The organism is Pseudomonas gingeri (assembly GCF_013385425.1).
Classification (GTDB): domain Bacteria; phylum Pseudomonadota; class Gammaproteobacteria; order Pseudomonadales; family Pseudomonadaceae; genus Aquipseudomonas; species Aquipseudomonas gingeri_D.
This window is the reverse complement of sequence record NZ_JACAQA010000024.1, coordinates 1-25618: the sequence shown is the minus strand read 5'-3', so window position 1 is coordinate 25618 and position 25618 is coordinate 1. Positions and strand designations below refer to the sequence as shown.

Sequence of the window (25618 nt, the reverse complement as noted above, 5' to 3'; positions counted from 1 at the left end):
CCTACGGAGCGCGTGATGCAGACTTTGTACCCGCAGATCAAACCCTACGCCCGGCACGATCTGGCCGTGGATGAAACACATGTACTGTATGTCGATGAGAGCGGTTCGCCGGAAGGCTTGCCGGTGGTCTTTATCCACGGAGGCCCGGGAGCCGGTTGCGATGCGCAGAGCCGGTGCTATTTCGACCCCAACCTGTTTCGTATCATCACCTTCGACCAGCGCGGTTGCGGGCGCTCAACCCCCCATGCGAGCCTGGAGAACAACACCACCTGGGACCTGGTGGCGGACCTCGAGCGGATTCGCCAGCACCTGGGGATTGAAAAATGGGTGCTGTTCGGCGGCTCCTGGGGCTCGACGCTGTCCCTGGCCTACGCCCAGACCCACGCGGAGCGGGTGCATGGCCTGATCCTGCGGGGGGTTTTCCTGGCCCGGCCACAGGACGTCGATTGGCTCTACCAGAGCGGGGCCAGCCGTCTGTTCCCGGATTACTGGCAGGACTACATGGCGCCGATCCCGCTGGATGAGCGCGACGACCTGCTCAACGCATTCCACAAGCGTCTGACCGGCAACGACCAGATCGCCCAGATGCACGCGGCCAAGGCCTGGTCCCTGTGGGAAGGCCGTACCGCGACCCTGCGCCCGAACCCGCTGGTGGTCGATCGCTTCTCCGAGCCGCAGCGCGCGCTGTCGATTGCCCGGATCGAATGCCACTACTTCACCAACGACTCCTTTCTCGAACCCAACCAACTGATCCGCGACATGGACAAGATCGCCCACCTGCCGGGGGTGATCGTGCACGGTCGCTACGATGCGATCTGCCCATTGGACAACGCCTGGGAGTTGCACCAGGCCTGGCCCAACAGCGAGTTGCAGGTGATTCGCGATGCTGGTCACGCGGCTTCCGAGCCGGGGATCACCGATGCCCTGGTGCGCGCGGCCGACCAGATGGCCCGACGCCTGCTCGACCTGCCTCTCGAAGAAGCATGAAGGGGCTGTTGCAACGGGTCAGCGGCGCGCGGGTGGAAGTGGCGGGAGAAATCGTCGGGGCCATCGACCAGGGGTTGCTGGTGCTGCTGGCGGTGGAACCGGGCGATACCCAGGCGCAGGCCGACAAACTGCTGAAGAAGCTGCTTAACTATCGGGTGTTCAGCGATCCGCAGGGCAAGATGAACTTGTCCCTGGCGGACACCGGTGGCGGGTTGCTGCTGGTGTCGCAGTTCACCCTGGCGGCCGATACCCGGAGTGGATTGCGTCCGAGCTTCTCCACGGCGGCGCCTCCGGCGCTCGCCGAGGTGTTGTTCGACTACGTAGTGGCACAGGCGCAACGCTTGCATGGGCAGGTGGCGACCGGGCGTTTCGGGGCGGACATGCAGGTACATCTGGTCAATGATGGCCCTGTGACCTTCCTGTTACAGACCTGAATGCATCAAAAACGACGTACTTGGCTGAAAACAGGAGGTTTTCGCGATAAATACTTTGTTTCACCTGATGCGTTGTAACGCGGCCTACTAGATAATCGCGCGCTACGGGGATCGGCGTTCGTTGGTCCAATTTGACTTAGGTAGAGACTTGTCCGTGACCGTTTGGGGAATCATTTGCCCCCATGGGAGTCGGAACAATGCTCGCCAACCTGGCATATAGATAGCTAGCCGTTGGTTTTTGATCTGTTTTCGGCGAGGGTTGCTCGTGATTGTTAGTCCCTGTAATGCTCCAACACTGACCGCCAAAGGGTTGAGAAAAGCACTGGTGGCGGGCTCGGCACTGCTTTGCCTGCTCAGCGCCGGCCAACTCTTTGCGTTCAATCTGGATGATGTGTCGGCCAAGGCCAAGACGCTGGCCGGGCAGAAATACGAAGCTCCGCGCAGCAATCTGCCGAACGAGTTCCGTGACATGAAGTTCGCGGACTACCAGAAAATCCGTTTCCTGACCGACAAGGCCGAATGGGCGGGCGAGAAAACCCCCTTCAAACTGTCGTTCTACCATCAGGGCATGCACTTCGATACGCCGGTGAAAATCAACGAAATCACCGCCGACGATGTGAAAGAGATCAAGTACGACCCGACCCGTTTCGATTTCGGTGACGTCAAGTTCGATCCTAAATCCACCGAACAGCTGGGTTATGCCGGCTTTCGTGTGCTTTACCCGATCAACAAGGCGGACAAGCAGGACGAGATCATGACCATGCTCGGCGCGAGTTACTTTCGCGTCGTCGGCAAGGGCCAGACCTATGGCCTGTCGGCCCGTGGCATGGCCATCGACACCGCCTTGCCGTCCGGCGAAGAGTTCCCGCGCTTCACCGAGTTCTGGATCCAGCAACCGAAGCCGACCGACAAGCACCTGGTGATTTTCGCCCTGTTGGACTCGCCACGGGCCACCGGCGCCTACCGCCTGATCCTGCGTCCGGGCACCGACACCATCGTCGACGTGAAGGCGCAGATGTTCCTGCGTGACAAGGTCGGCAAGCTCGGCGTAGCGCCGTTGACCAGCATGTTCCTGTTCGGCGCCAACCAGCCGTCCAAGGTCCTCAACTACCGTCGCGAGCTGCATGACTCCAGCGGCCTGTCGATCCATGCCGGCAATGGCGAATGGGTCTGGCGTCCGCTGAACAACCCGAAACACCTGTCGGTGAGCAATTTCTCCGTGGAAAACCCACGGGGCTTTGGCTTGCTGCAACGTGGCCGTGATTTCAGCCACTACGAAGACCTTGACGACCGTTACGACAAGCGCCCAAGCGCCTGGATCGAGCCCAAGGGCGACTGGGGCAAGGGCACCGTCGACCTGGTGGAGATTCCGACCGCCGACGAAACCAACGACAACATCGTGGCTTTCTGGAACCCGGCCGAACGCGCCGACACCGGTCAGCCGATGAACTTCGCCTATCGCCTGCACTGGACCACTGATGAAGCGGCCCTGCATTCGCCGGACGGCGCCTGGGTCAAGCAGACCCTGAAGTCCACCGGCGACGTCAAGCAATCCAACCTGATCCGTCAGCCGGACGGCAGCGTGGCCTACCTGATCGACTTCGAAGGTCCGTCCCTCAAGGCCCTGCCTGAAGACGCGCCGGTACGCAGCCAGGTCAGCGTCGGCGACAACGCCGAACTGGTGGAAAACAGCCTGCGCTACAACCCGGAAACCCAGGGCTGGCGCCTGACCCTGCGCCTGAAGGTCAAGGATCCGGGCAAGGCCACCGAGCTGCGCGCGAACCTGGTCAAGGACCTCGCCACGGCGGATCCGGCCAAGGTTGCGGTCTCTTCCCAGGTGGTCAAGGCCGACAAGGTTGCGGCCAAGCAGCAGGAGAAAGAGAAGGCCCTGGAGAAGAAAGAGCAGGCTCAGGAGAAGAAGGATCCGGCCCAGGATAAGAAAGAGCCGGTCCAGGACAAGAAGGATCCGGCCCAGGACAAGAAAGAGCCCGCCCAGGACAAGAAAGAGCACGACGCTACGGCGCCGGCTCCCGAGGCTGCCCCTATCACCCCGGAACCGGTGCCGACTGAGCAAGTCCTGACCGAGACCTGGAGCTACCAGTTGCCTGCCGATGAGTAACCCAAACGTACAGCCAGAGGCTCTTTTCGAGTACCTGGCACACTTGCCGCTGAGCAATGAGCAACGTGCGGAGCTGGCGAACTGCACCTCGTTCGCCGAACTGCACGAGCGCCTGAGCGAACAACCGCTGCTTGACTCCGCCGAGGCCGCGCAGGCTTCGGTGGGGCGCCGCCTGACCCTCGATTCGGCCGCCGAGCTGGAAGACGCCGAGATGCTCGCGGTGGATGCTTCCGGGCGCGTGCGCCTCAAGGCCACGCCGCCGATCCGTCGGACCAAGGTGGTCCCGGAGCCGTGGCGCACCAATATCCTGGTGCGCGGCTGGCGGCGTATGACCGGACGGAGCAATCCGCCGGTGCCCAAGGACGACAAACGCGACCTGCCCCATGCGCGCTGGCGCACCGTGGGTTCGATTCGTCGTTATATCCTGCTGGTGTTGATGCTCGGCCAGACCATCGTTGCCGGCTGGTATATGAAAGGCATCATGCCTTACCAGGGCTGGGCCTTCGTCGATCTCAACGAAGTGGTGCATCAACCGCTGTTGCAGACCGCCCAGCAAGTGCTGCCTTATCTGCTGCAAACCAGCATCCTGGTGCTGTTCGGGATTCTGTTCTGCTGGGTTTCGGCGGGTTTCTGGACCGCGCTGATGGGCTTTCTCGAATTGCTCACCGGGCACGACAAGTACCGTATCTCCGGTGCCAGCGCCGGCAGCGAGCCGATCGCCAAGGATGCGCGTACCGCCATCGTCATGCCGATCTGCAATGAAGACGTGCCGCGAGTCTTTGCCGGCCTGCGGGCGACCTTCGAGTCGGTGGCGGCCACCGGTGACCTGGACCGCTTTGACTTCTTCGTCCTCAGCGACAGTAACGACACCGATATCTGCGTCGCCGAGCAACAGGCCTGGCTGGATGTCTGCCGCGAAGCCTCGGGCTTCGGCAAGATCTTCTACCGCCGTCGCCGTCGTCGCGTGAAGCGCAAGAGCGGTAACCTTGACGACTTCTGCCGTCGTTGGGGTGGCGACTACAAGTACATGGTGGTGCTCGACGCCGACAGCGTCATGAGCGGCGAGTGCCTGACCAGCCTGGTGCGGTTGATGGAAGCCACGCCGGACGCCGGGATCATCCAGACCGCGCCACGGGCGTCGGGCATGGACACCCTCTATGCGCGCATGCAGCAGTTCGCGACCCGCGTCTACGGTCCGTTGTTCACCGCCGGCCTGCACTTCTGGCAGCTGGGCGAATCCCACTACTGGGGCCACAACGCGATCATCCGCATGAAGCCGTTTATCGAGCACTGCGCCCTGGCGCCGTTACCCGGTAAAGGTGCCTTCGCCGGCGCGATCCTCTCCCACGACTTCGTCGAGGCCGCACTGATGCGCCGTGCCGGCTGGGGTGTATGGATCGCCTACGACCTGCCGGGCAGCTACGAAGAACTGCCGCCGAACCTGCTCGACGAGCTCAAGCGCGACCGCCGCTGGTGCCACGGCAACCTGATGAACTTCCGCCTGTTCCTGGTCAAGGGCATGCACCCGGTGCACCGCGCGGTGTTCCTCACCGGCGTGATGTCCTACCTGTCGGCGCCGCTGTGGTTCTTCTTCCTGGTGCTGTCGACGGCCCTGCTGGCGGTCAACACGCTGATGGAGCCGCAGTACTTCATGGAGCCGCGCCAGCTCTATCCGCTGTGGCCGCAATGGCATCCGGACAAGGCGGTGGCGCTGTTCTCCACCACCATCGTGCTGCTGTTCCTGCCCAAGCTGCTGAGCATCATCCTGATCTGGGCCAAGGGCGCGAAAGAGTTCGGCGGCAAGTTCAAGGTGACCTTGTCGATGCTGCTGGAGATGCTTTTCTCCATGTTGCTGGCGCCGGTGCGGATGATTTTCCACACCCGTTTTGTCCTGGCCGCGTTCCTCGGCTGGGCGGCGACCTGGAACTCTCCGCAGCGTGACGACGACTCCACGCCGTGGGGCGAAGCGGTGCGCCGGCATGGTCCGCAAACCCTGTTGGGTGCGCTCTGGGCACTGCTGGTGGTCTGGCTCAACCCGAGCTTCCTCTGGTGGCTGACCCCGATCGTCGGTTCGCTGATGCTGTCGATCCCGGTCTCGGTGATTTCCAGTCGGGTCAACCTGGGCTTGCGTTCCAGGGATGAGAGCCTGTTTCTCATTCCCGAGGAATACAATCCGCCCCAGGCGCTGCAGGCAACGGATGAGTACACCCACGAAAACCGTTGGCATGCGCTGAATGACGGCTTTGTCCGGGCCGTGGTCGATCCACGCCAGAATGCCCTGGCCTGCGCCCTGGCAACGGCCCGTCACGGCCACGCCGAGCCGATCGAATGGCTGCGTGTCGAGCGTGTTCGGCATGCGCTGAAGGTCGGGCCATCCGGTCTGGACAATCAGTCGCGGCTGCACCTGCTGAGCGATCCGGTGGCCCTGACCCGCCTGCATGAGCAGGTCTGGAGCGAAGGCCACGCCGAATGGTTGGGCGCCTGGCGCGACTCGATCAAGGCCGATCCCCATGCGCCGTTGCTGCCCCTGCAGCCGGCCACAGCGCCGGCCCAGCCGGCCTGACGCCCGAGGGGCCGCGGTGTGACAAGCACCGCGGCCCCTTTGTCATTTGGTAACAAAAGACCCGTCCCCCCTTGGTGTTGCCCCGTACTCGAGTACGTTAGGATCGCCCCCCAAAATCGTGCCCGCCAGATCACGGCGACTGTGTGTTCGCGCAGACTGGCACGACCGGAAAAGCGGCCCTGGGGAGTTTCATGATGAAAAGGTTTCTGTCGATGCTGCTGCTGGGCATCGTTGTGCTCACTCACGCCTGTGGGGTGCAGGCGGGTGCCGTTGATGACGCGCTCAAGCGCGGCACGCTGAGAGTCGGGACCAATCCGACGTATATCCCCTTCGAAATGACGAGCAAGCGCGGCGAAATCATCGGTTTCGAAATCGACCTGTTGCGGGAAATGAGCCGAGCGCTGGGGGTCAAGCTGGAACTGGTGGCCAGTCCTTACGCCGAGTTGCTCCCCGGTTTACTGGCGAACAAGTTCGACCTGGTCGCCAGCGGCATGACCCTGACCCAGGAGCGCAACCTGCGACTCAACTTCAGCGATGCCTTTATCGTGGTCGGGCAGACGCTGTTGATCCCCCTGGAACTGGGCAGCAAGGTGCAGAGTTTCGAGGACCTCAACGAGGCCGGCTATCGCATCGCCGCCAAGGCCGGGACCACGGGGGAAATCGTTGCAAAAAAAATGATGGGCGCAGCCCAACTGAGCACCTATGCCAATGAGGAAGAGGGCGTGCAGGCCGTGCTCGACGGCAAGGCCGACGCCTTTGTCCATGACGCCCCCTACAACCTGGTGGCGGTGAACAAGCTGGGTGACGGCAAGCTGTTGTGCCTGGACCAGCCGTTCACCTACGAACCGCTGGCCTTCGGGGTGAAGAAGGGCGACCACGACAGTCTCAACTGGATCAACCACTTTCTCCACCAGATCGCCGAAGATGGCACCTACGATCGGATCCACGACAAGTGGTTCAAGACCAGCGACTGGCTGGCCGAGATCGATTGAGCCCGGGCGCGATCTTGCGGGCAGCATAAACCTCATGTGGGAGCGGAGCTTGCCCGCGAAGAGGCCCGTGAGAACGCCAAAAGCTTCGCGGCGGTGCGGTGATCCGACAAGCTCCGCTCCCACAAAAGCGCGCATAACAGGGAGTGGGGGCTCAGACTTTGAAACGCTCCACCAGCCGCTGCAACTGTGCCCCCAGCTGACTCAACTGCAGGCTGGCGGCGGCTGTTTCATCACAGGCGTTGGCAGTCTGCTGTGACATATCCCGTACATGCAACATGCTGCGGCTGATCTGCTCGGCGACGACACTCTGTTCTTCGCCGGCGGCGGCGATCTGCTCGTTCATCCCGAGGATCTGCGACACGCTGCGGCTGATGGCTTCCAGCTTGCCACCGCTGTGGCGGCTCGACTCGACGCTGTGGCGGGTCAGTTTGCGGCTGTTGTCGAGCATGCCCGCGACCTCCTGGGTCCCGCCTTGCAAGGCCACGATCAGGTCCTTGATCTCTTGTGCCGAGTCCTGGGTGCGCTGCGCCAGGCAGCGCACCTCGTCGGCGACCACGGCGAAGCCACTGCCGGCCTCGCCGGCCCGGGCTGCCTCGATGGCGGCATTCAGGGCCAGCAGGTTGGTTTGCTGGGACACCGATTTGATCACATCGAGCACGCTGCCGATCCGCTCGCTTTCGCGCTGGAGCCCGCCCATGGCCTGGGAGCAGCGTTGCATATATTGCTCGAGTTGTTCGATCTGTTCGATGGCGTCGGCCACGGCGCTGTCACCTTCGCGGGCCTGCTGGTCGGCCTGGGTGGCTGCCACGGAGGCGGTTTCGGCGTGACGGGCGACTTCGAGCACACTGGCGCTCATCTGTTTCATGGCGGCGGCCACTTGCTCGGTGGCGGCGTACTGGCTGCTGACGCTGGCGTCGGTCTGCTCGGTGCTGGTCGACAGGTGCTCGGCGGCGCTGGCCACCCGCGAAGCGCTGATGCCGATGCCACGGATCAGCTCCCGCAGGCCCAGGGTCATGCCGCGCATGGCCTGTTGCAACTGGCCGAGCTCGTCCTGGCGATCCACCGCCACATCGCGGCTCAGGTCGCCCGCGGCGATATGGTGGGCCAGCTTCAGGCTGCGTGAGAGCGGGATCAGCAATTGGCGGCTGAGGACCCAGGCGGCCAGGGTCGCGATCAACCAGGCCAGCAGGGCTATTTTCGCCAGCAGCCATTTCGCCGCCTGGGTCTGGCGATCACGGGCCTGGGTCTGGCTGCGGCTGAGATCCTCGTTGCCGGCCAGCAGCTGGTTGCCCAGGCCTTCCATCACATTGTGGGCCGCCTCGGTGAGCAGTTGCGCGTCCTTGAAACGCTGCAGGGCCTCGCGGTAGTGGCGCAGTTCCAGCAGCATGCGCTGGTAGTCGTCGGCCAGTGGCGCCGTCAGCGGTGTGACCTGGGTTTCAAGTTGTCCAAGCCGGTCGATCGCCTTCAGTGCCTGCTCGGAATAGGCTTGCAGCGAATCGGCCAGATAGGCCGGTGTCTGCACGCTGGCGTGGGTCTCGTTGAGCAGTTGACGGAGTTCTTCGACCCGTTTGAGCGGGGCCTGCCACTGTTGCTCGTGGGGACTCTTGCCGGCTTCGCGCAGTTGATGGGCGGCAAAGCGGGCCACCGCCTGGGTGGCCTGGGTCAGGCCGGCGTTCATCCGCTTGCGGGCGCGGTCACGGTCGCGAAGGTTTTCATCGAGATCGTCGAGGGTGGTCTGGAAACCTTGGGCCGCGTGCTGCTGGTCGGCGAGGATCTGTCGTTCGCCCGGGTCCGTCAGGCGCGGCAGGAGCGTCGTCAGCAGTTTCTCGATACTCGCCAGCTGGCGGGTGATCCGGGTGCGACTCTGCGGGTCGTTCAGCACCCGGAAGGCGATGCGATCAGCGCGCATGTCACTGGTCAGGCGGCTGAGCCGGGCGATGCTCGACAGCGTGTGCGAGCGCTCTACCGTGGTACTCAGGGCGTGCCAGCCGGTGAGAGTGATCGCCAGGGTCAAGAGCAATACCAGGCCGAAGCCCAGGGCCAGTTTGAAGCGGATACTGCGGTCGCGCAGTGCGCGGGTCAGCCAACGGAACATGGTGAATCTCCTGCCAAACAGATAAGTCCATGGCCCTCACGCGCGAGTGCGTGGGGCATGTTCTGTCATCGGCTTGGACGCGGGAGATGCGACCTGAATGGGCTGTAGGGAGATTCCCTTAAAGGTGAAGGTTTTTGCTTTCTGCCTGTCGAACGCGTACCTGTAGGAGCATGGCTTGCCAGCGAAGAGGACCTTGAGATCGCCAAAAGCTTCGCGGGCAAGCCCTGCTCCTACAGGGGACCGAGTACATCCGGGTGTTGGGCGAGGGGGCTATGAAAAGAGCATTGGTGGATCAGAACAACCGGGCGAGCAGGGCGGTCACGGCGGTCTCGACCCGCAGGATGCGTTCGCCGAGTTGCACCGGTTGCAGCCCGGCCTTGCCCAGCAGGTCGATTTCGTAAGGAATCCAGCCGCCTTCCGGGCCGATGGCCAGGGTCACCGGCTCATCCAGGCCACGAGGGCAGGCCGGGTAGTCGCCGGGGTGGCCGACCAGGCCGAGAGTGCCCGCGCTGATGGCCGGCAGGCGGTCTTCGACAAAGGGCTTGAAGCGTTTCTCGATAACGATTTCCGGCAGTACGGTGTCGCGGGTCTGCTCCAGGCCGAGGATCAGTTGCTCGCGAATCGCTGCGGGTTCGAGGAACGGGGTCTGCCAGAAGCTCTTTTCCACCCGGTAGCTGTTCACCAGCACCACTTTCGGTACGCCGAGGGTGGCGACGGTCTGGAACACCCGGCGAAGCATTTTCGGGCGCGGCAGGGCGAGGATCAGGGTCAGCGGCAGTTTCGCCGGTGGCGCGCGATCCAGGCTGACCCGCAACTCGGCTTCCGTGGTATCCAGGCGCAATACCTCGGCGCTGCCCATCAGGCCGCCGATACGCCCGACCCGCAAGCTGTCGCCCACCGCCACGCGATGGACTTCCTGCATATGGGTCAGGCGCCGATCCCGCAGCACCACGAGGTCGGCCGCGATAAAGTCGGCCTCCTCCAGAAGCAGCAGGTTCACGTCAGCGGGGCTGGCGGCTGGGCGTCGTCGCGGTCGGCGGCCTCTTCGTCACTGCGTTTGCGGACCAGGCCACCGAACAGGATGCCGATCTCGAACAGCAGCCACATCGGCACCGCCAGCAGGGTCTGGGAGAACACGTCCGGCGGGGTCAGGATCATACCGACCACAAAGCAGCCGATGACCACGTAGGGACGGATTTTCTTCAGGTACTTGACGTCGACCACGCCTATCCATACCAGCAGCACCACCGCCACGGGGATTTCGAAGGCCACGCCGAAGGCGAAGAACAGCGTCATCACGAAGTCGAGGTAGCTGGTGATATCGGTCATCATTTCCACGCCGGCCGGGGTGGCGGCGGCGAAGAACTTGAAGATCAGCGGGAACACCAGGAAGTAGGCGAAGGCCATGCCGGTGTAGAACAGCAGGATGCTCGACACCAGCAGCGGCACGGCGATGCGTTTTTCATGCTTGTACAGGCCCGGTGCGATAAAGCCCCAGATCTGGTGCAGGATCACCGGGATGGCCAGGAACAGCGAGACCATCATGGTCAGTTTGAGCGGCGTCAGGAACGGCGACGACACGTCGGTGGCGATCATCGTCGCGCCCGCCGGCAGGTACTGGCGCAGCGGGATCGAGACGAAGGTGTAGATCTGCTGGGTAAAGGCGAACAGCCCGGCGAAGATCAGGAAGATCGCCGCGACACAGCGCAGCAGGCGGGTGCGCAACTCGGTGAGGTGCGAAACCAGCGGCATGTGCTGGTCGTTTTCCGGAATATCGCTCATGGGGCTCGCGGCGGCAATGTAGGGTCATGAGGCGCAGGCGCGGCGGCTGGCGTCGTGCTTGCGGGTTCTGTCAGGTGCGGCGCGGGCTCCACGGCACCGAGTACCGCTACCGGTTCGGCGGTGCTCGCCGGCGTCGGCGGGGTTTCCGTCGACACGGGTGGAGCGGTGTGGATCGTCTGCTCCACCACCGGCTCGGCCGGGGTGCTGGTGGCGATCGGCGAGAGGATCTTGCGAGCCTCCTGCTCCAGCGAGAGGATGTGCTCGTTGTGCAGTTGCCGACGGATCTCGTCGGCGCCGATCTCGCGTTCCACTTCCTGCTTGATCGCGTTGAAGCTGCGCTTCAACCGCCCGACCCACAGGCCTGCCGTGCGCGCGGCATGGGGCAGGCGCTCGGGGCCGAGCACCAACAGGGCCACCAGGCCCACGAGCAGCAGTTCACTGAAGCTGATACCGAACATTTGTCAGTACTCAAGAATTGTTGCGGGGCTCGTCAACTTTCTGCGCCTGCACATCGATGGTGTGCGGCGTGTTCTGCTGGGCGGTAGCCTGTGGCTGTACCGGTGGAGCCGGTTGCACGACAGGGGGGACCACCGGCTCGGCAGGTTTTTCTTCGTCGTTCATGGCCTTGCGAAAGCCCTTGATCGATTCGCCGACGTCGGTGCCCAGGTTCTTCAGTTTCTTGGTGCCGAACACCAGCACGACGACAACCAGGATGACGATCCAGTGTTTCCAGTCAAAAATGCCCATGATGCTGCTCCTCTCGAAAGTTGTTAGGCGGACGGGCGCGAGGCTTTCTCGACGTGTCCGGACAGGCCGAAGCGGCGATCCAGTTCGTCCAGCACGGCCTGCGGATGCTGCCCCAGTTGGGCGAGCATGACCATACTGTGGAACCACAAATCGGCGGTTTCGTAGATGACGTCGCTGCAGTCGCCACTGATCGCGGCATCCTTTGCAGCAATAATAGTCTCGACCGACTCTTCGCCAACCTTTTCCAGGATCTTGTTCAGGCCCTTGTGATAGAGGCTGGCGACGTAGGAGCTGTCGGCGGCGGCGCCTTTGCGCTCTTCCAGCACTTGGGCCAGACGGGTCAGGGTGTCAGTCATGTTCAGTGTCCTGCCGAGTAGATGCTGTGCGGGTCCTTGAGGACCGGGTCGACGATCTTCCAGCCGCCGTTTTCATACACGCGGTAGAAGCAACTGTGCCGGCCGGTGTGGCAGGCGATATCACCGACCTGCTCGACCATCAGGATGATCACGTCGGCGTCGCAATCCAGGCGCATTTCGTGCAGGTGCTGCACATGGCCAGACTCTTCGCCCTTGCGCCACAGCTTGCCACGGGAGCGTGACCAGTAAATGGCGCGGTTTTCGCTTGCGGTCAGTTGCAGCGCTTCGCGGTTCATCCAGGCCATCATCAGCACGCGCCCGGTCTTGTGATCCTGGGCAATGGCCGGCACCAGGCCGTCACTGTCCCATTTGATCTCGTCCAGCCAGTCTTTCATCTTCGACTCCGACAACCGGACACCACCCGCGTGGTGATGCCTCGGCGAATCAACAGTGTGCCAGCCCACGGCCCGACTGGCTATCGGCGCACGATCAGATACAAACCGACGATCACCATGATCGCCGCCGGCCAATGGCCAAGCTCGTGCAGCGGCCCACCGGCGGCCAGTACCACGCCGCCGCCGAGGTGCGCACTGCCGAGCAGGCGCAGGAGCCAGTCGTCCTTGCGCCTGGTTTTCGGCTCGGGATTGCTGGCGTGGGGTTGGGCCATGCGTTCGAGCAGGTCGCGGGTCATATTGGCCAGGTGCGGCAACTGCTCGATCTGGCCGTGCAGGTTGCCGAGCAGGGTTCTCGGGCTGACACGCTCGCGCATCCAGCGTTCGAGGAACGGCTGGGCGGTGCTCCACAGGTCCAGGTCCGGGTACAGCTGGCGGCCCAGGCCTTCGATATTGAGCAGGGTTTTCTGCAATAACACCAACTGCGGCTGGACTTCCATATTGAAGCGCCGCGCGGTCTGGAACAGGCGCATCAGCACCTGGCCGAAGGAGATGTCCTTGAGCGGTTTTTCGAAGATCGGCTCGCAGACGGTGCGGATCGCGGCTTCGAACTCGTTGAGCTTGGTGTGCGCCGGCACCCAGCCCGAGTCGATGTGCAACTGGGCGACCCGGCGGTAGTCACGCTTGAAGAAGGCGAACAGGTTGCGGGCCAGGTAATCCTGGTCTTCCGGGGTCAGGCTGCCGACGATGCCGCAGTCGATGGCGATGTACTTCGGGCTCCACGGGTTCACGGTGCTGACGAAGATATTGCCGGGGTGCATGTCGGCATGGAAGAAGCTGTCGCGGAATACCTGGGTGAAGAAGATTTCCACGCCACGCTCGGCGAGCATTTTCATGTCGGTGCGCTGGTCGGCCAGGGTGGCCAGGTCGGTGACCTGGATGCCGTAGATGCGCTCCATCACCAGTACTTTCGGCCGGCACCAGTCCCAGTAGACCTGGGGCACGTACATCATCTCCGAACCTTCGAAGTTGCGCCGCAGCTGGCTGGCGTTGGCCGCCTCGCGCAGCAGGTCGAGTTCGTCGTAGATGGTCTTTTCGTAGTCGCTGACCACGTCCACCGGGTGCAGCAGGCGGGCATCGGCCGAGACCCGCTCGGCGGCCCGGGCGAGGAGGAACAGCCACGCCAGGTCCTGGGCGATGATCGGCTTGAGGCCGGGGCGGATGACCTTCACCACCACTTCCTCGCCGCTCTTGAGCTGGGCGGCATGCACTTGGGCTACCGAGGCCGAGGCCAATGGTTCGATATCGAAGCGGCTGAAAACTTCGCCGATCTTCTTGCCCAGTTGCGCCTCGATCAGCGTGACCGCGGTCTGCGAGTCGAACGGCGGCACGCGGTCCTGGAGCAGCATCAGCTCGTCGGCGATGTCCTCGGGCAGCAAGTCGCGGCGGGTCGAGAGGATCTGGCCGAACTTGATAAAGATCGGTCCCAGGTCCTGCAAGGCCAGGCGCAGGCGTGCGCCGCGACTCAGGTCCAGGGTCTTGCGCGGGAACCAGCGCCAGGGCAGGGCAAAGCGCAGCGCCAGGAGGAACCAGGGCAGGGGCAATTCGAACAGCAGGTCATCGAGACGGTAACGGATCACGACGCGCTGGATGCGCAACAGACGGCGGACGGCAAGCAGCTTCATGCGTTATCGCTGGATTTGAGGGATCGGGAAAGGCGCTCGACACGCGCCTCGAGACGTTCCAGGTCGAGTTTTACCCGGTCCAGTTCGGCGAAGCGCGCTTCGGCCTCATGGGTGCCGACCAGGGCACGGGACTCTTCACTGAGGTATTCGGCGAGGTTCTGCTTCAGGCTGACGAAACCCTGCTTGTACCAGCCGGCGCGGCTGCGCAGGTGACCGCTGAGCAGGGGCGTGGCGATCGGTCCGAGCCAGTGCGAGAGTTCGTACTCCCAATCCAGCTCCAGGTCCTGGAGTACCCCGGCGAGGTCCAGCAGCACCGCGCTGTCGCCTTCCAGGTCGACCTCGGGGCTGTGGAGCACGGCGGTCTTGTCGCGGCTCAGGGCCAGGTTCAGCAGGCTCGAGGCCGGGGCGCGGAGAATGCAGTCGGCTTCGGCGGCCCAGTGCGCGGCCAGTAGCAGGCCTTCGTCGCTGGGCAGGATGAACAGCTTCAGGGCCGGGCTGGCGCAGTCGACTTCGATGACTTTGCCGGTCAGGTGGCCCAGGCGGCTCAAGGCCGTGCTGTCGAGGCGCAACACACGGTTGAGACCGTGTTCGACGCCGGCGAGAAGGCCGCTGAGGATCATCAGGGCTTGATGCCGCGATGCAGGGCGACGATGCCCGCGGTCATGTTGTGGTAGGTCACGCGGTCGAAACCGGCTTCCATCATCATCGACTTCAGGGTTTCCTGGTTCGGGTGCATGCGGATCGATTCGGCCAGGTAGCGATAACTTTCCGAGTCGTTGGTGATCAGCTTGCCGGCCAGGGGCATGAAGGCGAACGAATAGGCGTCGTAGACCTTGGACATCAGCGCGTTGGTCGGTTTGGAGAACTCCAGCACCAGCAGGCGGCCGCCGGGCTTGAGGACTCGCAGCATGGAGCGCAGGGCGTCTTCCTTGTGGGTGACGTTGCGCAGGCCGAAGGCGATGGTCACGCAGTCGAAATGGTTGTCCGGGAACGGCAGTTTTTCCGCGTCGGCCTGGACGAACTCGACATTGCCGGCCACGCCCAGGTCCAGCAGGCGATCACGGCCGACCTTGAGCATGGAGGCGTTGATGTCGGCCAGCACCACCTGGCCGGTGGGGCCCACCAGGTGCGAGAACTTGCGCGCCAGGTCGCCGGTGCCGCCGGCGATATCCAGCACCCGGTTACCCGTGCGCACGCCGGACAGCTCGATGGTGAAGCGCTTCCAGAGGCGATGCATGCCACCGGACAGCACGTCGTTCATCAGGTCGTACTTGGCGGCCACGGAGTGGAACACCTCGGCGACCTTCTCGGCCTTTTGGCTTTCCGGTACGTTCTTGAAGCCGAAGTGCGTGGTGGGTTCGGCATCGCTGCCTTTGCGCTGATCAGTCATGTCGCTGTCACCAGAAGAGAATGCGGGCATTCTAATCCCGGTGGCCGGCTTTGTCTTGGCAAGGGTGCATGTAAGATAGGCAACCGCCGGGACGTTTTGACGCATTCAGGGTCAGGAATCACCGGGCAAGTCCCGATAGAGCAGGAGTCATTCGATGGCCCGTATTAGTGTTGAACGCGCCCATGGCCTGGGCAAGGCCGGTGCACGCGAGAAGGCCGACCAGTTGGCGCAGAAGCTGGCCGGGCAGTATGGCCTGGAGCCGCAGTGGTCCGGCGATACCCTCAACCTCAAGCGTTCCGGGGTCAAAGGCGCGGTGCATGTGAGTGAAGAAACGATCCGCGTCGAGGTCGAGCTGGGCCTGTTGATGTCGGCCATGAGCGGCACCATCAAGGCCGAGATCGAAAAGGCCCTGGACAAGGCGCTGGTCTGACCACCTGTGCTGCGCCCTGGCGGAGGGGCGCTTTTGTGGGAGCGGTGCTTGTCGATCGCCGCACCACCGTGAGGTCTATAGCGGCTTCAAGGGCCTCTTCGCGGGCAAGCTCCGCTCCCACAACAAGCACCACTCCGACACCGGGCCGGCCTTTAGGGTGCCCATTCTAATTTTTGTCATTACTTTGTGCATAAGCCCCTATTCCGGTGGGCAGATCCTCCAACCCTTCACGTGTGAGGTGCACCATGGCCAAAGTAAGTCTGAAGAAAAAATCCGACGGTCAGCCAACCGCCCTGGCTGAGGTGAAAGTGTATGCCCGCAAGATCTGGCTGGCGGGTCTGGGCGCTTATACCAAGGTCGGCCGCGAAGGCAGCGAGTACTTCAAGGAACTCGTGGAAGCTGGTCAAGACGTTGAAAAAGAAGGCAAAAAACTGATTGGCGCGCAGCGTGAAGCGGCCAACAGCCAGATCGATAACGTTAAGAGCGAAGTCACCAGCCTCAAGGGCAAGGTGGAAGTGCAACTGGACAAGGTCGAGAAGGCCTTTGACAACCGTGTCGCCAGTGCCTTGAATCGCATCGGGATTCCGTCTAAACATGATGTGGAGACACTCTCTGCTAAGCTCGATGAGCTGACGGCATTGCTCGAACGTGTCGCGCGTAAACATTAAGGAGAACGGGATGGCTGGCAAAAAGAATACCGAGAAAGAAAGCAGCTCGTGGATCGGGAAGGTTGAGGAGTACTCCCGCAAAATCTGGCTTGCTGGTTTAGGCGTGTACTCGAAGATCGATACCGACGGCAGCAAACTCTTCGAGACCCTGGTGAAAGACGGCGAGAAGGCCGAGAAACTCACCAAGACCGCCGTCGACAAGAAAGTCGACGCGGCCAAGGACTCCGCCAGTTCGGCCAAGTCGCGCATCGCAGGGGTCAAGGACCGTGCGCTGGGCAAGTGGGACGAGTTGGAAGGGGCATTCGACAAGCGCTTGAACAGCGCCATTTCGCGCCTGGGCGTACCGAGCCGCAATGAAGTGAAAGCGCTGCACAGCAAGGTCGATACCTTGACCAAGCAGATCGAGAAACTGACGGGGGAAGCCGTGACTCCGGCTTCGAAAAAAACAGCAGCGGCCAAGCCTCTGGTTAAAGCAGCGGCCAAACCTGCTGCCAAGCCTGCGGCGAAAACCTCGGCAGCCAAGCCGGCAGCGAAAGCAGTTGCCAAGCCGGCAGCGAAACCTGTCGCCAAGCCCGCCGCCAAACCGGCAGCAGCGGCGAAACCGGCTGTGAAACCAGCGGCCAAGCCTGTGGCAGCCAAACCGGCCGCGAAACCTGCGGCCAAACCGGCAGCGGCGAAAAAGCCTGCTGCCGCGAAGCCGGCTCCTGCTGCGGCAGCCAAGCCTGCCGTGGCTCCGGTATCGGCGGCCAACTCGGCCGCTCCGGCACCGGCATCCGCTCCAGCGGCTACGCCAACAGCACCGACGTCAGCTTCTCAAGCCTGAGTCGTCGCCTGCTGAACGAAAACGCCCGGCCTGTGAAGGTCGGGCGTTTTTGTGTGGGTCTGTCGAGCACCGCTCTTGTAGGCACTGGCGCTACAGAAGATAACGTTAATCGTGATCTTCGAGATACCGCAACGCCATCTGCTCCGTCACCAACCGCGACGAGGGCCGCAGATGCGGGGCCACCAGCATCATGATCTGGTACACCACCAGCCGCACTTCACCCTCCCGCCCAAGAATCCGCTGGTAATCCAGGGAGAACAACAGCGTCAGGGTAATCTGCTCCACCAACTGCCCAAGGGCCTGGGTTTCACTCAGCAGCATGCCCTGCGCCTTCAGTCGCGCCAGCAACGACGCCAACGTCCGCTTGAGGGCATTGAGCAGGTTGCGAATGCCCTTGGCCAGCTTGGGCAAGCGCCCGGACAGATTGGACAGGTCCTGGAACAGAAAACGGTAATGGGCCAGTCGCTCGACGATCAGATGCAGGAAGAACCAGTAATCCTCGGGCGCCAGCCGCGCGTCGGCCGGCGGGTCGAGCAAGGGTGCCAGCTCGGCCTGGAAACGCTCGAACAAGCCCAGCACCAGCGGCTCCTTGCCATGGAAATGGTAGTAGAGGTTGCCCGGACTGATCCCCATTTCATTGGCCACCTCCATGGTCGAAACGTTGGGCTCGCCTTTCTGGTTGAACAGTTGCAGGGCGCATTCAAGGATCCGGTCGCGGGTTTTCATCCAGTCTTCTTAGGTCGTTCCGACCGTTCGCCACGGCTGTGGGCAGCCGTGGCCGGTAATCATCAGCGCACTCGCACATAGGTGCCGGGTGCCGCTTCCATGGGTGGGTAATTGGCGTTGCCCAAGGTCATCTGGGTTTCACGTTGGGCTCCCGAACGCTCCTGGATCCAGCTCAGCCATTGGGTCCACCAGCTGCCTTCGACCTGTTTGCCGTCGTAGTACCAGGCCCGCGGATCACTGCTCAGCCTGGGGTTGTCGACGTAGTTGGCCTTGGGGTTGCTCGGCGGGTTGAGGATGCTCTGGATATGCCCGCTGTTGGACAGCACGAACCGGCGATCGCCCCCCAGCAGCAGGGTCGAGCGATACACCGCGTCCCAGGGCGTGATGTGGTCGTTGATACCCCCGACGCTGAAGCTGTCGACCGTGACTTTTTGCAGGTCGATGGGCGTGCCGCAGACTTCCAGGCCGCCCGGATGGCTCAGCGGGTTGTGCTTGAAGAAGTCCAGCAGGTCGCCGTGAAAGGCCGCCGGCAGGCGGGTGTTGTCGTTGTTCCAGTAGAGAATGTCGAACGCCGGCGGTTCCTTGCCCAGCAGGTAGTTGTTGACCCAGTAGTTCCAGATCAGGTCGTTGGGCCGCATCCAGGCGAAGACTTTCGCCATGTCGCGGCCGTCGAGTACACCTTGCTGGTAGGAGCGGCGCTTGGCGGCTTCCAGGGTCTGCTCATCGGCGAACAGCATGGCCGGGCCGTCCAGCTGGCTGTCGAGCAGGCTGACCAGGTAGGTGGCGCTGGATACCCGGCGCAGTTGTCGTTTGGCCAGCAGGTGGCCCTGCAGGGCGGCGATGGTCAGGCCGCCGGCACAGGCCCCCATCAGGTTGACCTCGCGGCTGGCGGTGATCGCCCGGCACACGTTCAGCGCTTCTTCCAGCGCCTCGACATAGCTGGACAGGCCCCATTCGCGATGACGCACATCCGGGTTGCGCCAGCTGACGATAAACACCTGCAGGCCGTTCTTCAGCGCGTACTGGACGAAGCTGTTGGACGGGCTGAGGTCGAAAATGTAGTACTTGTTGATCTGCGGCGGGACGATCAACAGCGGCTTGGCGTACTGTTTTTCGCTCATGGGCTTGTACTGGATCAGTTCCAGTTGCTCGTTGCGAAACACCACCGAGCCGGGGGTGGTGGCCACGGTCTTGCCGACTTCGAACGAGTGCTTGGTGACCTGGCTGGGCAAGCCGTTGTTGTGCAGCAGGTCATCCACCAGGTGGCTGATGCCGCGCACGATGCTGTTGCCGCCGGAGTTGAAGACTTCCTTGACCGCCAGCGGATTGAGCAGGGTATTGGACGGCGCCATGGCGTCGTTGAGCAGGGCGAAGACAAAGTGCGCGCGGGCGCGGTCATCGTCGCTCATCCGGCTCTCGTCGATCCAGTGCTTGACCTGTTTCTGCCAGGCCAGATAGGCCTGCAGGCTGCGGCGGTAGAACGGGTTCAGGCTCCAGGCCGGGTCGGCGAAGCGCGGGTCATGGGGGTTGGGCTTGTACGGTGTGTCACCGAGCAGCACCTTGCCCAGTTGTCCGCCCAGGGCCAGGGCATGCCGGGCGGTATGGATCGGGTTGCGCAGGCCGTGGGCGGCCACGCTGCGCAGGGTGGAAAACAGATCCCGGCCGCGCAGACCGGTAATCGCACTCTGTGCGTTGATGAACGCGGCGGGTGTGGGCATCGAGCCCGTCGCTGGTTTGTCTCGCATGAGTCAACACTCCTTCGTCATCAAGCTATCAACCAACACAGGGGACCGCGACGGACGGGGGCGTCGGTCGCTGACCTTGTGCGCCGCACGGACGTCCTGCCCGTGTGCGCTTACTACCAGGGAAACTCCTAGGTGCTTTTCAAAGGCGCCGGTTGTGGATGCATCACCGCCCGTTGGCGTTCTTCCTGGAGGAATTTCATGATGATCGGCGCGACGGCCTCGGCCCGGGTGATCAGGAATAAATGACCGTCGTCGATTATGTGTAGCTGGGCATTGGGGATTCGCCAAGCCAGCAGGCGCATATTGATCAGTGGAATCAGCGGATCGTCATCACCGGCCAGCACCAGGGTCGGCTGGCGGATCCTGTGCAGCCAGTGGATGCTGGTCCAGCCGAGGCCCGCGAACAGTTGCCAGTAGTAACCGAGCTTGCCGGCGGAGCGGACCTTGGCGGCATGCTCGGCCGCCAGGTGCGGGTCGCGGCGAAAGGCGCCGCCGTAGATGGTCGGGGCAATGCGGATCACGTGGGACGGCTGGATATAGCGCCGTGGACTGGCCATGTTCCACAACACCTTGGGCTTGCCCGGAACCATCACCGCACCGGCGGCGGTGGCGGCGAGGATCAGCTTCTTGCAGCGTTCCGGGTAGTCATGGGCGAATTGTTGCGCCAGGGCGCCGCCCCAGGACACGCCCACCGCGTTGACCTGGCCGTAATCCAGGTAGTCGAGCATGCGCGCGGTGAGCTTGGCCAGGCCGGGGAAGCGATAGGGCCGCTTGGGGGTCGACGAGCCGCCGACGCCGGGGACGTCGAAGGCGATGACTTCCAGGTCCGGGTCCAGGGCATGGACGAACGGAAACACCAGCTCCAGGTTGGCGCCGATGCCGTTGAAAATCAGCAAGGGCGTCATATGAGGCTTGCCGGGGCGAACCGCGGTGCGGATGGTCTGGCCATCCAGATCGATGGTTCGGAAGATAAACGGTTGCGGCATGCTCGAAGCCCTGTGGTTAAAACCTGTTTGCAGCCCCGGCTCCGTAGGAGCGAGCTTGCTCGCGGTGGTTGCCGGGACGCTGCGGGGTGTCAGGTTTCCCGCATTATAGTTGGCCTCCATCGCGAGCAAGCTCGCTCCTACAGGGTGAGGGCTGTTCTAGCGCTCGTGCACGTAGGTGCCCGGTGCCGCCTCACCGGCCGGGTAGGCCTTGCTGCCCAGGCTGGTCGGTGATTTCTTCAGTTTGCCCGAGCGCTCGGCCTGCCACGCTTGCCAGTGCAGCCACCACGAATCGGTGTGTTTGGTGGAGTTCTCCTGCCAGTCGTCGGCCTTGGCCGGCATCTCGGTGTTGGTCATGTAGCGGGATTTCGGGTTGCCCGGCGGGTTCAGGATGCTCTGGATATGGCCGCTGCTGGACAGCACGAACTCGACCTTGCCGCCGAACAGCTGCGCCGACTTGTAGCAGGACTTCCAGGGCGTGATGTGATCGTTGGTGCCGGCCAGGGCAAAGATATCGGCGTCGACCTTCTTCAGGTCGATCGGCGTACCGCACACTTCGAGGGCATTGGGGCGTATCAGTGGGTTGTTCTTGAACATCTCGATCAGGTCGCCGTGGAAGGCGGCCGGCAGGCGCGTGGTGTCGTTGTTCCAGAAAAGGATATCGAACACCGGCGGCTCGTTGCCCAGCAGGTAGTTGTTGACCCAGTAGTTCCAGATCAGGTCGTTGGGGCGCATCCAGGCGAAGACCTTGGCCATGTCGCTGCCTTCCAGCACGCCGGCCTGGTAGGAGTGGCGCTTGGCGGCTTCGAGGGTCTGTTCGTCGACGAACAGCGCGACCTGGGTGTCGAGGGTGGTGTCGAGCACGCTGACCAGCAGGGTCAGGGCGTTGACCTTCTTCTCGCCGAGGGCGGCGTAGTGGCCGAGCAGGGCGGTGCAGGTGATGCCGCCGGAGCAGGCCCCGAGCATGTTCACGTCCTTGCTGCCAGTGATGGCGGTGACCACGTCGACGGCTTCTTTCAGGGCGTCGATATAGGTCGACAGGCCCCACTCGCGCTGGGCCTTGGTCGGGTTGCGCCAGCTGACGATAAAGGTCTGCACGTGGCTGCGCAGGCAGAAACGCGCCAGGCTCTTGTCGGGGCTCAAGTCGAACACATAGAACTTGTTGATCTGCGGCGGCACCACCAGCAGCGGCCGCTCATGCACCTGCTCGGTGACGGGGCTGTACTGGATCAGCTCCAGCACATCGTTGCGAAACACCACCGCGCCTTCGGTGGTGCCCAGGCTCTTGCCGACCTCGAAGGCGCCCATGTTCACCTGGCTGGGCATGCCGCCGTTGTGCACCAGGTCCTTGGCCAGGTTCGAGAGGCCGTCGAGCAGGCTCTTGCCGCCGGTTTCGAAGAAGCGCTTGACCGCCGCCGGGTTGGCCGCGGTGTTGGTCGGGGCCATGGCCTCGGTCATCAGGTTGATGACGAAGTGGCCGCGACTGATGTCCTGTGGCGACAGCGAACTCTCGTCGATCCAGGCATGGAGCTCCTTGCGCCAGGCCAGGTAGGTTTGCAGGTAACGCCGGTACAGCGGGTTCTGGCTCCAGGCCGGGTCGTTGAAACGACGGTCATCGCTTTCCGGCTGCAGGCCGGACTTGCCCAGCAGCACGTTCTTCAATTCGACGCCGAAATGGGCGACATGCTTGACGCTGTGGATGGGTTGTTTGATGGCTTGGGTCAATACCATTCGTGCAGAAGTAAGAAGATCCTTTCTACGCAAGCCGACGACGGGGTTCAGGCCCAGGGTGTTTTCCGAGGCTTGCCGCTGCAGGTCATCGTTGTTCTTGTTACTCATCTACGACGCTCCATTGTCCTGAGACGAGTACCGGGTACAGCTGTGCAAATGGCACAGCGAATGCCAAGTACTACTGCTCGGGTGACCGTTGATTGCACATCGTTAAATGCACGGAACTTGCCAGCTCCATTGGTTACCCGAGTTTGATTTTTTTCGCAAGCGGGCCAATCGTTAGCCACGCCGTGGGGGATTGAATCAGATGTGATTAGAAAATGCCCCCCAAAACGACCAGAGGTCCGGATTAGAGCATCAGCCTGACGACGGACTCGGACGGGTCGCGGGATTTTCCGGCGGCTTTGAGTTCGGCAAGATAATCGGCCCACAAGTCATCCTGGCGACGGGCGAGCTCGTAGAGGTAGTCCCAGGTGAACAGTCCGCTGTCATGACCGTCGTCGAAGGTCAATTTCAGTGCGTACTGGCCGGCGGGTTCGAGTTGGCTCAAACCGACGTTGAGCTTGCCGAACTGGAGGATGGGCTTGCCGTGGCCCTGGACCTCGGCCGAAGGCGAGTGCACCCGCAGGAATTCGGCGCTCAGGTGGTATTCCTCGTCCGGACCGTATTTGAGGGTCAGGGTTTTCGAGGCTTTGTGCAGGTTGATGGCGGTGGGGAGTCGGGTGGTCATGGGAAGCCTGCGATCCGTCTGTGTCAGAGAACCCTGTGGGGGCGGAGCTGGTCGGATCGCCGCATCGCCGCGAAGCTTTTGGCGTTCTCACGGGCCCCTTCGCGAGCAAGCTCTGCTCCCACAAGGGACCGTGTTCGGCCATAAAAGCCCTGTTCCCACAGGGAGGTGCTCTTACAGGATATACCGCGACAGGTCTTCGTTCTTCGCCAATTCGCCCAGGTGGCTGTTGACGTACTCGGCGTCGATGCGGATCGGCTCTTCGCTGTGGGCGCTGGCCAGGTCGCCGGCGCTGAACGAGACTTCCTCCAGCAGGCGCTCGAGCAGCGTGTGCAGGCGACGGGCACCGATGTTCTCGGTCTTCTCGTTGACCTGCCAGGCGATTTCCGCCAGGCGCTTGATGCCGTCCGGCATGAACTCGATGGTCAGCCCTTCGGTTTTCAGCAGTTCACGGTACTGCTCGGTCAGCGAGGCATGGGGTTCGCTGAGGATGCGCTCGAAGTCTTCCGGGCTCAGGGCCTTGAGTTCGACACGGATCGGCAGGCGGCCTTGCAGCTCGGGCACCAGGTCGCTCGGCTTGCTCAGGTGGAACGCGCCGGAGGCGATAAACAGGATATGGTCGGTCTTGACCATGCCCAGCTTGGTGTTCACCGTGCAGCCTTCGATCAGCGGCAGCAGGTCGCGCTGTACGCCTTCACGGGATACGTCGGCACCGCCGACATTGCCGCGCTTGGCGACCTTGTCGATTTCGTCGATAAACACGATACCGTGCTGTTCCACCGCTTCCAGGGCCTTGGCCTTCAACTCCTCGTCGTTGACCAGGCGCCCGGCTTCTTCGTCACGGACCAGCTTGAGCGCGTCCTTGACCTTGAGCTTGCGGCTCTTGCGCTTGCCCTTGCCCATGTTGGCGAACAGGTTCTGCAACTGGTTGGTCATTTCTTCCATGCCTGGCGGCGTGGCGATCTCGACGCCGAACGACTCGGCCACTTCGATTTCGATTTCCTTGTCATCCAGCTGGCCTTCGCGCAGGCGCTTGCGGAACAGCTGGCGGGTGTTGGAGTCCTGGGCCGGGGCGGCATCTTCGTTGAAACCCATGCGTGCCGGTGGCAGCAGGGCGTCGAGGATACGTTCCTCGGCGGCGTCTTCGGCGCGATGGCGGACCTTGACCAGCTCCTGCTCGCGCAGCAGCTTGATCGCGGCGTCGGCCAGGTCACGGATGATCGATTCGACGTCACGGCCGACATAGCCGACTTCGGTGAACTTGGTCGCTTCGACCTTGATGAACGGGGCGTTGGCCAGTTTGGCCAGGCGCCGGGCGATTTCGGTCTTGCCGACACCGGTCGGACCGATCATCAGGATGTTCTTGGGGGTCACCTCGACGCGCAACTCCTCGGGGAGCTGCATCCGCCGCCAGCGGTTGCGCAGGGCAATGGCGACGGCGCGCTTGGCATCGTCCTGGCCAATGATATGGCGATTGAGTTCGTGGACGATTTCGCGGGGGGTCATGGACATAATATGTGGGTCCTCAAGCGGGAACGGGCAGCCGGACAGGCTGGTTATTCCGCGAGGTCCTGCTCCTCGATGGTGACGTTGTGATTGGTGAAGACGCAGATGTCAGCGGCGATACCCAGGGCGGCTTCGACGATTTCCCGGGCCGACAGATCGGTTTTCTTCAACAGTGCGCTGGCCGCGGCCTGGGCGTAGCCACCACCGGAGCCCATGGCGATCAGGCCGTTTTCCGGTTCAACGACGTCGCCGTTGCCGGTGATGATCAGTGAAGCATCTTTGTTGGCGACCGCCAGCATGGCTTCCAGGCGACTCAGGGAGCGGTCGGTACGCCACTCCTTGGCCAATTCGACAGCGGCGCGGACCAGATGACCCTGGTGTTTTTCCAACTGGCCTTCGAAACGCTCGAACAGGGTGAAGGCGTCGGCGGTGGCACCGGCGAAACCGGCGATGACTTCGCCGTGGTAGAGGCGCCGGACTTTTTTCGCGTTGCCCTTCATGACGGTGTTGCCGAGGGAAACCTGGCCGTCGCCGCCCATGACGACTTTGCCGTGGCGACGAACTGAAACGATGGTGGTCAAGGGAGAATCTCCACGCAGCGGGGCGAAAATGCCTGATGGAAACTCATATGGGGGTGGTGGTGGGTTTTTCAACCGTGGGCGGGATGAGGGGATGAGTGGTGTAGGCGGGCGAGGTTTGTTTTGTCTGAACGATTGCTATCGCCAGCAAGCCGGCTT

At 62.8% G+C, this 25618-nt stretch carries 25 protein-coding genes and 1 pseudogene; 8 read left to right on the top strand and 18 right to left on the bottom strand.

All coding sequences use genetic code 11. The features are described from left to right. The first annotated feature begins 15 nt into the window (after nt 1-15). The 5 genes from pip to HX830_RS24445 all read left to right on the top strand — a co-directional run bounded on the left by pip (nt 16) and on the right by HX830_RS24445 (nt 7095). On the top strand, nt 16-987 hold the full coding sequence (pip, locus tag HX830_RS24465) for a prolyl aminopeptidase (protein WP_177103144.1): 972 nt from the start codon (nt 16-18) through the stop codon (nt 985-987). After that, nucleotides 984-1421 carry a D-aminoacyl-tRNA deacylase gene (dtd, locus tag HX830_RS24460; RefSeq protein WP_177103142.1) on the top strand — a complete coding sequence of 146 codons (438 nt, stop codon included), beginning with the start codon at nt 984-986 and terminating at the stop codon, nt 1419-1421. Before pip ends, dtd begins: the two co-directional genes overlap by 4 nt. 265 nt (nt 1422-1686) lie before the next feature. After that, nucleotides 1687-3540, top strand: a complete 1854-nt coding sequence (locus HX830_RS24455; RefSeq protein ID WP_177103140.1) for a glucan biosynthesis protein G — start codon at nt 1687-1689, stop codon at nt 3538-3540. Continuing rightward, nucleotides 3533-6103: a glucans biosynthesis glucosyltransferase MdoH gene (gene mdoH, locus HX830_RS24450; RefSeq protein WP_152737771.1), complete on the top strand. Its 2571-nt coding sequence runs from the start codon at nt 3533-3535 to the stop codon at nt 6101-6103. The genes HX830_RS24455 and mdoH overlap by 8 nt, the downstream gene beginning before the upstream one ends. Before the next feature lie 191 nt (nt 6104-6294). Then, nucleotides 6295-7095, top strand: coding sequence for a transporter substrate-binding domain-containing protein (locus tag HX830_RS24445; RefSeq protein WP_152737770.1), 801 nt, complete (start codon nt 6295-6297; stop codon nt 7093-7095). A 151-nt stretch (nt 7096-7246) separates the two neighbouring features. On the opposite strand, the gene HX830_RS32610 is transcribed toward HX830_RS24445, so the two are convergent. The 11 genes and pseudogenes from HX830_RS32610 to ubiE form a co-directional block, all read right to left on the bottom strand. Beyond that, entirely contained in the window at nt 7247-7960 is a 714-nt protein-coding gene (locus HX830_RS32610) for a methyl-accepting chemotaxis protein (RefSeq protein ID WP_371317541.1), read from the bottom strand. Nucleotides 7961-8104: 144 nt separating this feature from the next. Continuing rightward, nucleotides 8105-9190: pseudogene (locus HX830_RS32605) on the bottom strand (methyl-accepting chemotaxis protein); the annotation flags it as partial. Nucleotides 9191-9482: 292 nt separating this feature from the next. Further along, entirely contained in the window at nt 9483-10190 is a 708-nt protein-coding gene (locus HX830_RS24435) for a 16S rRNA (uracil(1498)-N(3))-methyltransferase (RefSeq protein WP_177103138.1), read from the bottom strand. Beyond that, nucleotides 10187-10972, bottom strand: coding sequence for a twin-arginine translocase subunit TatC (gene tatC, locus HX830_RS24430; protein WP_103497719.1), 786 nt, complete (start codon nt 10970-10972; stop codon nt 10187-10189). The genes HX830_RS24435 and tatC overlap by 4 nt, the downstream gene beginning before the upstream one ends. Then, nucleotides 10969-11430 carry a Sec-independent protein translocase protein TatB gene (tatB, locus tag HX830_RS24425; RefSeq protein WP_152737768.1) on the bottom strand — a complete coding sequence of 154 codons (462 nt, stop codon included), beginning with the start codon at nt 11428-11430 and terminating at the stop codon, nt 10969-10971. Before tatB ends, tatC begins: the two co-directional genes overlap by 4 nt. Nucleotides 11431-11440: 10 nt before the next feature. Next, the gene (locus tag HX830_RS24420; protein ID WP_103497716.1) at nt 11441-11719 is read right to left on the bottom strand and encodes a twin-arginine translocase TatA/TatE family subunit; all 279 of its coding nucleotides are present in this window, start codon (nt 11717-11719) and stop codon (nt 11441-11443) included. 23 nt (nt 11720-11742) lie between these two features. Next, nucleotides 11743-12075 carry a phosphoribosyl-ATP diphosphatase gene (locus HX830_RS24415; protein WP_018929162.1) on the bottom strand — a complete coding sequence of 111 codons (333 nt, stop codon included), beginning with the start codon at nt 12073-12075 and terminating at the stop codon, nt 11743-11745. A 2-nt stretch (nt 12076-12077) separates the two neighbouring features. After that, nucleotides 12078-12470 (bottom strand): phosphoribosyl-AMP cyclohydrolase, encoded by a 393-nt coding sequence (gene hisI, locus HX830_RS24410; RefSeq protein ID WP_177103136.1) that lies wholly within the window; start codon nt 12468-12470, stop codon nt 12078-12080. A gap of 80 nt (nt 12471-12550) precedes the next feature. Next, nucleotides 12551-14152 carry a ubiquinone biosynthesis regulatory protein kinase UbiB gene (ubiB, locus tag HX830_RS24405; RefSeq protein WP_177103134.1) on the bottom strand — a complete coding sequence of 534 codons (1602 nt, stop codon included), beginning with the start codon at nt 14150-14152 and terminating at the stop codon, nt 12551-12553. Beyond that, nucleotides 14149-14772 carry a ubiquinone biosynthesis accessory factor UbiJ gene (locus HX830_RS24400; RefSeq protein WP_177103131.1) on the bottom strand — a complete coding sequence of 208 codons (624 nt, stop codon included), beginning with the start codon at nt 14770-14772 and terminating at the stop codon, nt 14149-14151. Before HX830_RS24400 ends, ubiB begins: the two co-directional genes overlap by 4 nt. Continuing rightward, nucleotides 14772-15542 (bottom strand): bifunctional demethylmenaquinone methyltransferase/2-methoxy-6-polyprenyl-1,4-benzoquinol methylase UbiE, encoded by a 771-nt coding sequence (ubiE, locus tag HX830_RS24395; protein WP_177103129.1) that lies wholly within the window; start codon nt 15540-15542, stop codon nt 14772-14774. Before ubiE ends, HX830_RS24400 begins: the two co-directional genes overlap by 1 nt. A 154-nt stretch (nt 15543-15696) precedes the next feature. Here ubiE and HX830_RS24390 point away from each other — a divergent pair, with 154 nt between their 5' ends. From HX830_RS24390 to HX830_RS24380, 3 genes are all read left to right on the top strand, one after another. Beyond that, on the top strand, nt 15697-15972 hold the full coding sequence (locus HX830_RS24390; protein WP_103497709.1) for a polyhydroxyalkanoic acid system family protein: 276 nt from the start codon (nt 15697-15699) through the stop codon (nt 15970-15972). 245 nt (nt 15973-16217) lie between these two features. Next, on the top strand, nt 16218-16640 hold the full coding sequence (locus tag HX830_RS24385; protein ID WP_103497708.1) for a phasin family protein: 423 nt from the start codon (nt 16218-16220) through the stop codon (nt 16638-16640). Between the two features lie 10 nt (nt 16641-16650). Beyond that, entirely contained in the window at nt 16651-17463 is an 813-nt protein-coding gene (locus HX830_RS24380) for a phasin family protein (RefSeq protein ID WP_177103127.1), read from the top strand. A gap of 105 nt (nt 17464-17568) precedes the next feature. Here HX830_RS24380 and HX830_RS24375 read toward each other — a convergent pair whose 3' ends face one another. The 7 genes from HX830_RS24375 to hslV form a co-directional block, all read right to left on the bottom strand. Then, the gene (locus HX830_RS24375) at nt 17569-18189 is read right to left on the bottom strand and encodes a TetR/AcrR family transcriptional regulator (RefSeq protein ID WP_177103125.1); all 621 of its coding nucleotides are present in this window, start codon (nt 18187-18189) and stop codon (nt 17569-17571) included. Between the two features lie 62 nt (nt 18190-18251). Then, nucleotides 18252-19934 (bottom strand): class II poly(R)-hydroxyalkanoic acid synthase, encoded by a 1683-nt coding sequence (phaC, locus tag HX830_RS24370; RefSeq protein ID WP_177103122.1) that lies wholly within the window; start codon nt 19932-19934, stop codon nt 18252-18254. 128 nt (nt 19935-20062) lie between these two features. After that, nucleotides 20063-20920 carry a poly(3-hydroxyalkanoate) depolymerase gene (gene phaZ, locus HX830_RS24365; RefSeq protein ID WP_103496428.1) on the bottom strand — a complete coding sequence of 286 codons (858 nt, stop codon included), beginning with the start codon at nt 20918-20920 and terminating at the stop codon, nt 20063-20065. 156 nt (nt 20921-21076) lie between these two features. Continuing rightward, nucleotides 21077-22756 carry a class II poly(R)-hydroxyalkanoic acid synthase gene (gene phaC, locus HX830_RS24360; protein WP_152737762.1) on the bottom strand — a complete coding sequence of 560 codons (1680 nt, stop codon included), beginning with the start codon at nt 22754-22756 and terminating at the stop codon, nt 21077-21079. Nucleotides 22757-22997: 241 nt separating this feature from the next. Continuing rightward, nucleotides 22998-23378 carry a gamma-butyrobetaine hydroxylase-like domain-containing protein gene (locus HX830_RS24355; protein WP_103495041.1) on the bottom strand — a complete coding sequence of 127 codons (381 nt, stop codon included), beginning with the start codon at nt 23376-23378 and terminating at the stop codon, nt 22998-23000. A gap of 171 nt (nt 23379-23549) precedes the next feature. After that, nucleotides 23550-24887 carry an ATP-dependent protease ATPase subunit HslU gene (gene hslU / locus HX830_RS24350; RefSeq protein ID WP_177103120.1) on the bottom strand — a complete coding sequence of 446 codons (1338 nt, stop codon included), beginning with the start codon at nt 24885-24887 and terminating at the stop codon, nt 23550-23552. A 44-nt stretch (nt 24888-24931) separates the two neighbouring features. Then, nucleotides 24932-25462 (bottom strand): ATP-dependent protease subunit HslV, encoded by a 531-nt coding sequence (gene hslV / locus HX830_RS24345; RefSeq protein WP_103495039.1) that lies wholly within the window; start codon nt 25460-25462, stop codon nt 24932-24934. Between the last annotated feature and the right edge of the window lie 156 nt (nt 25463-25618).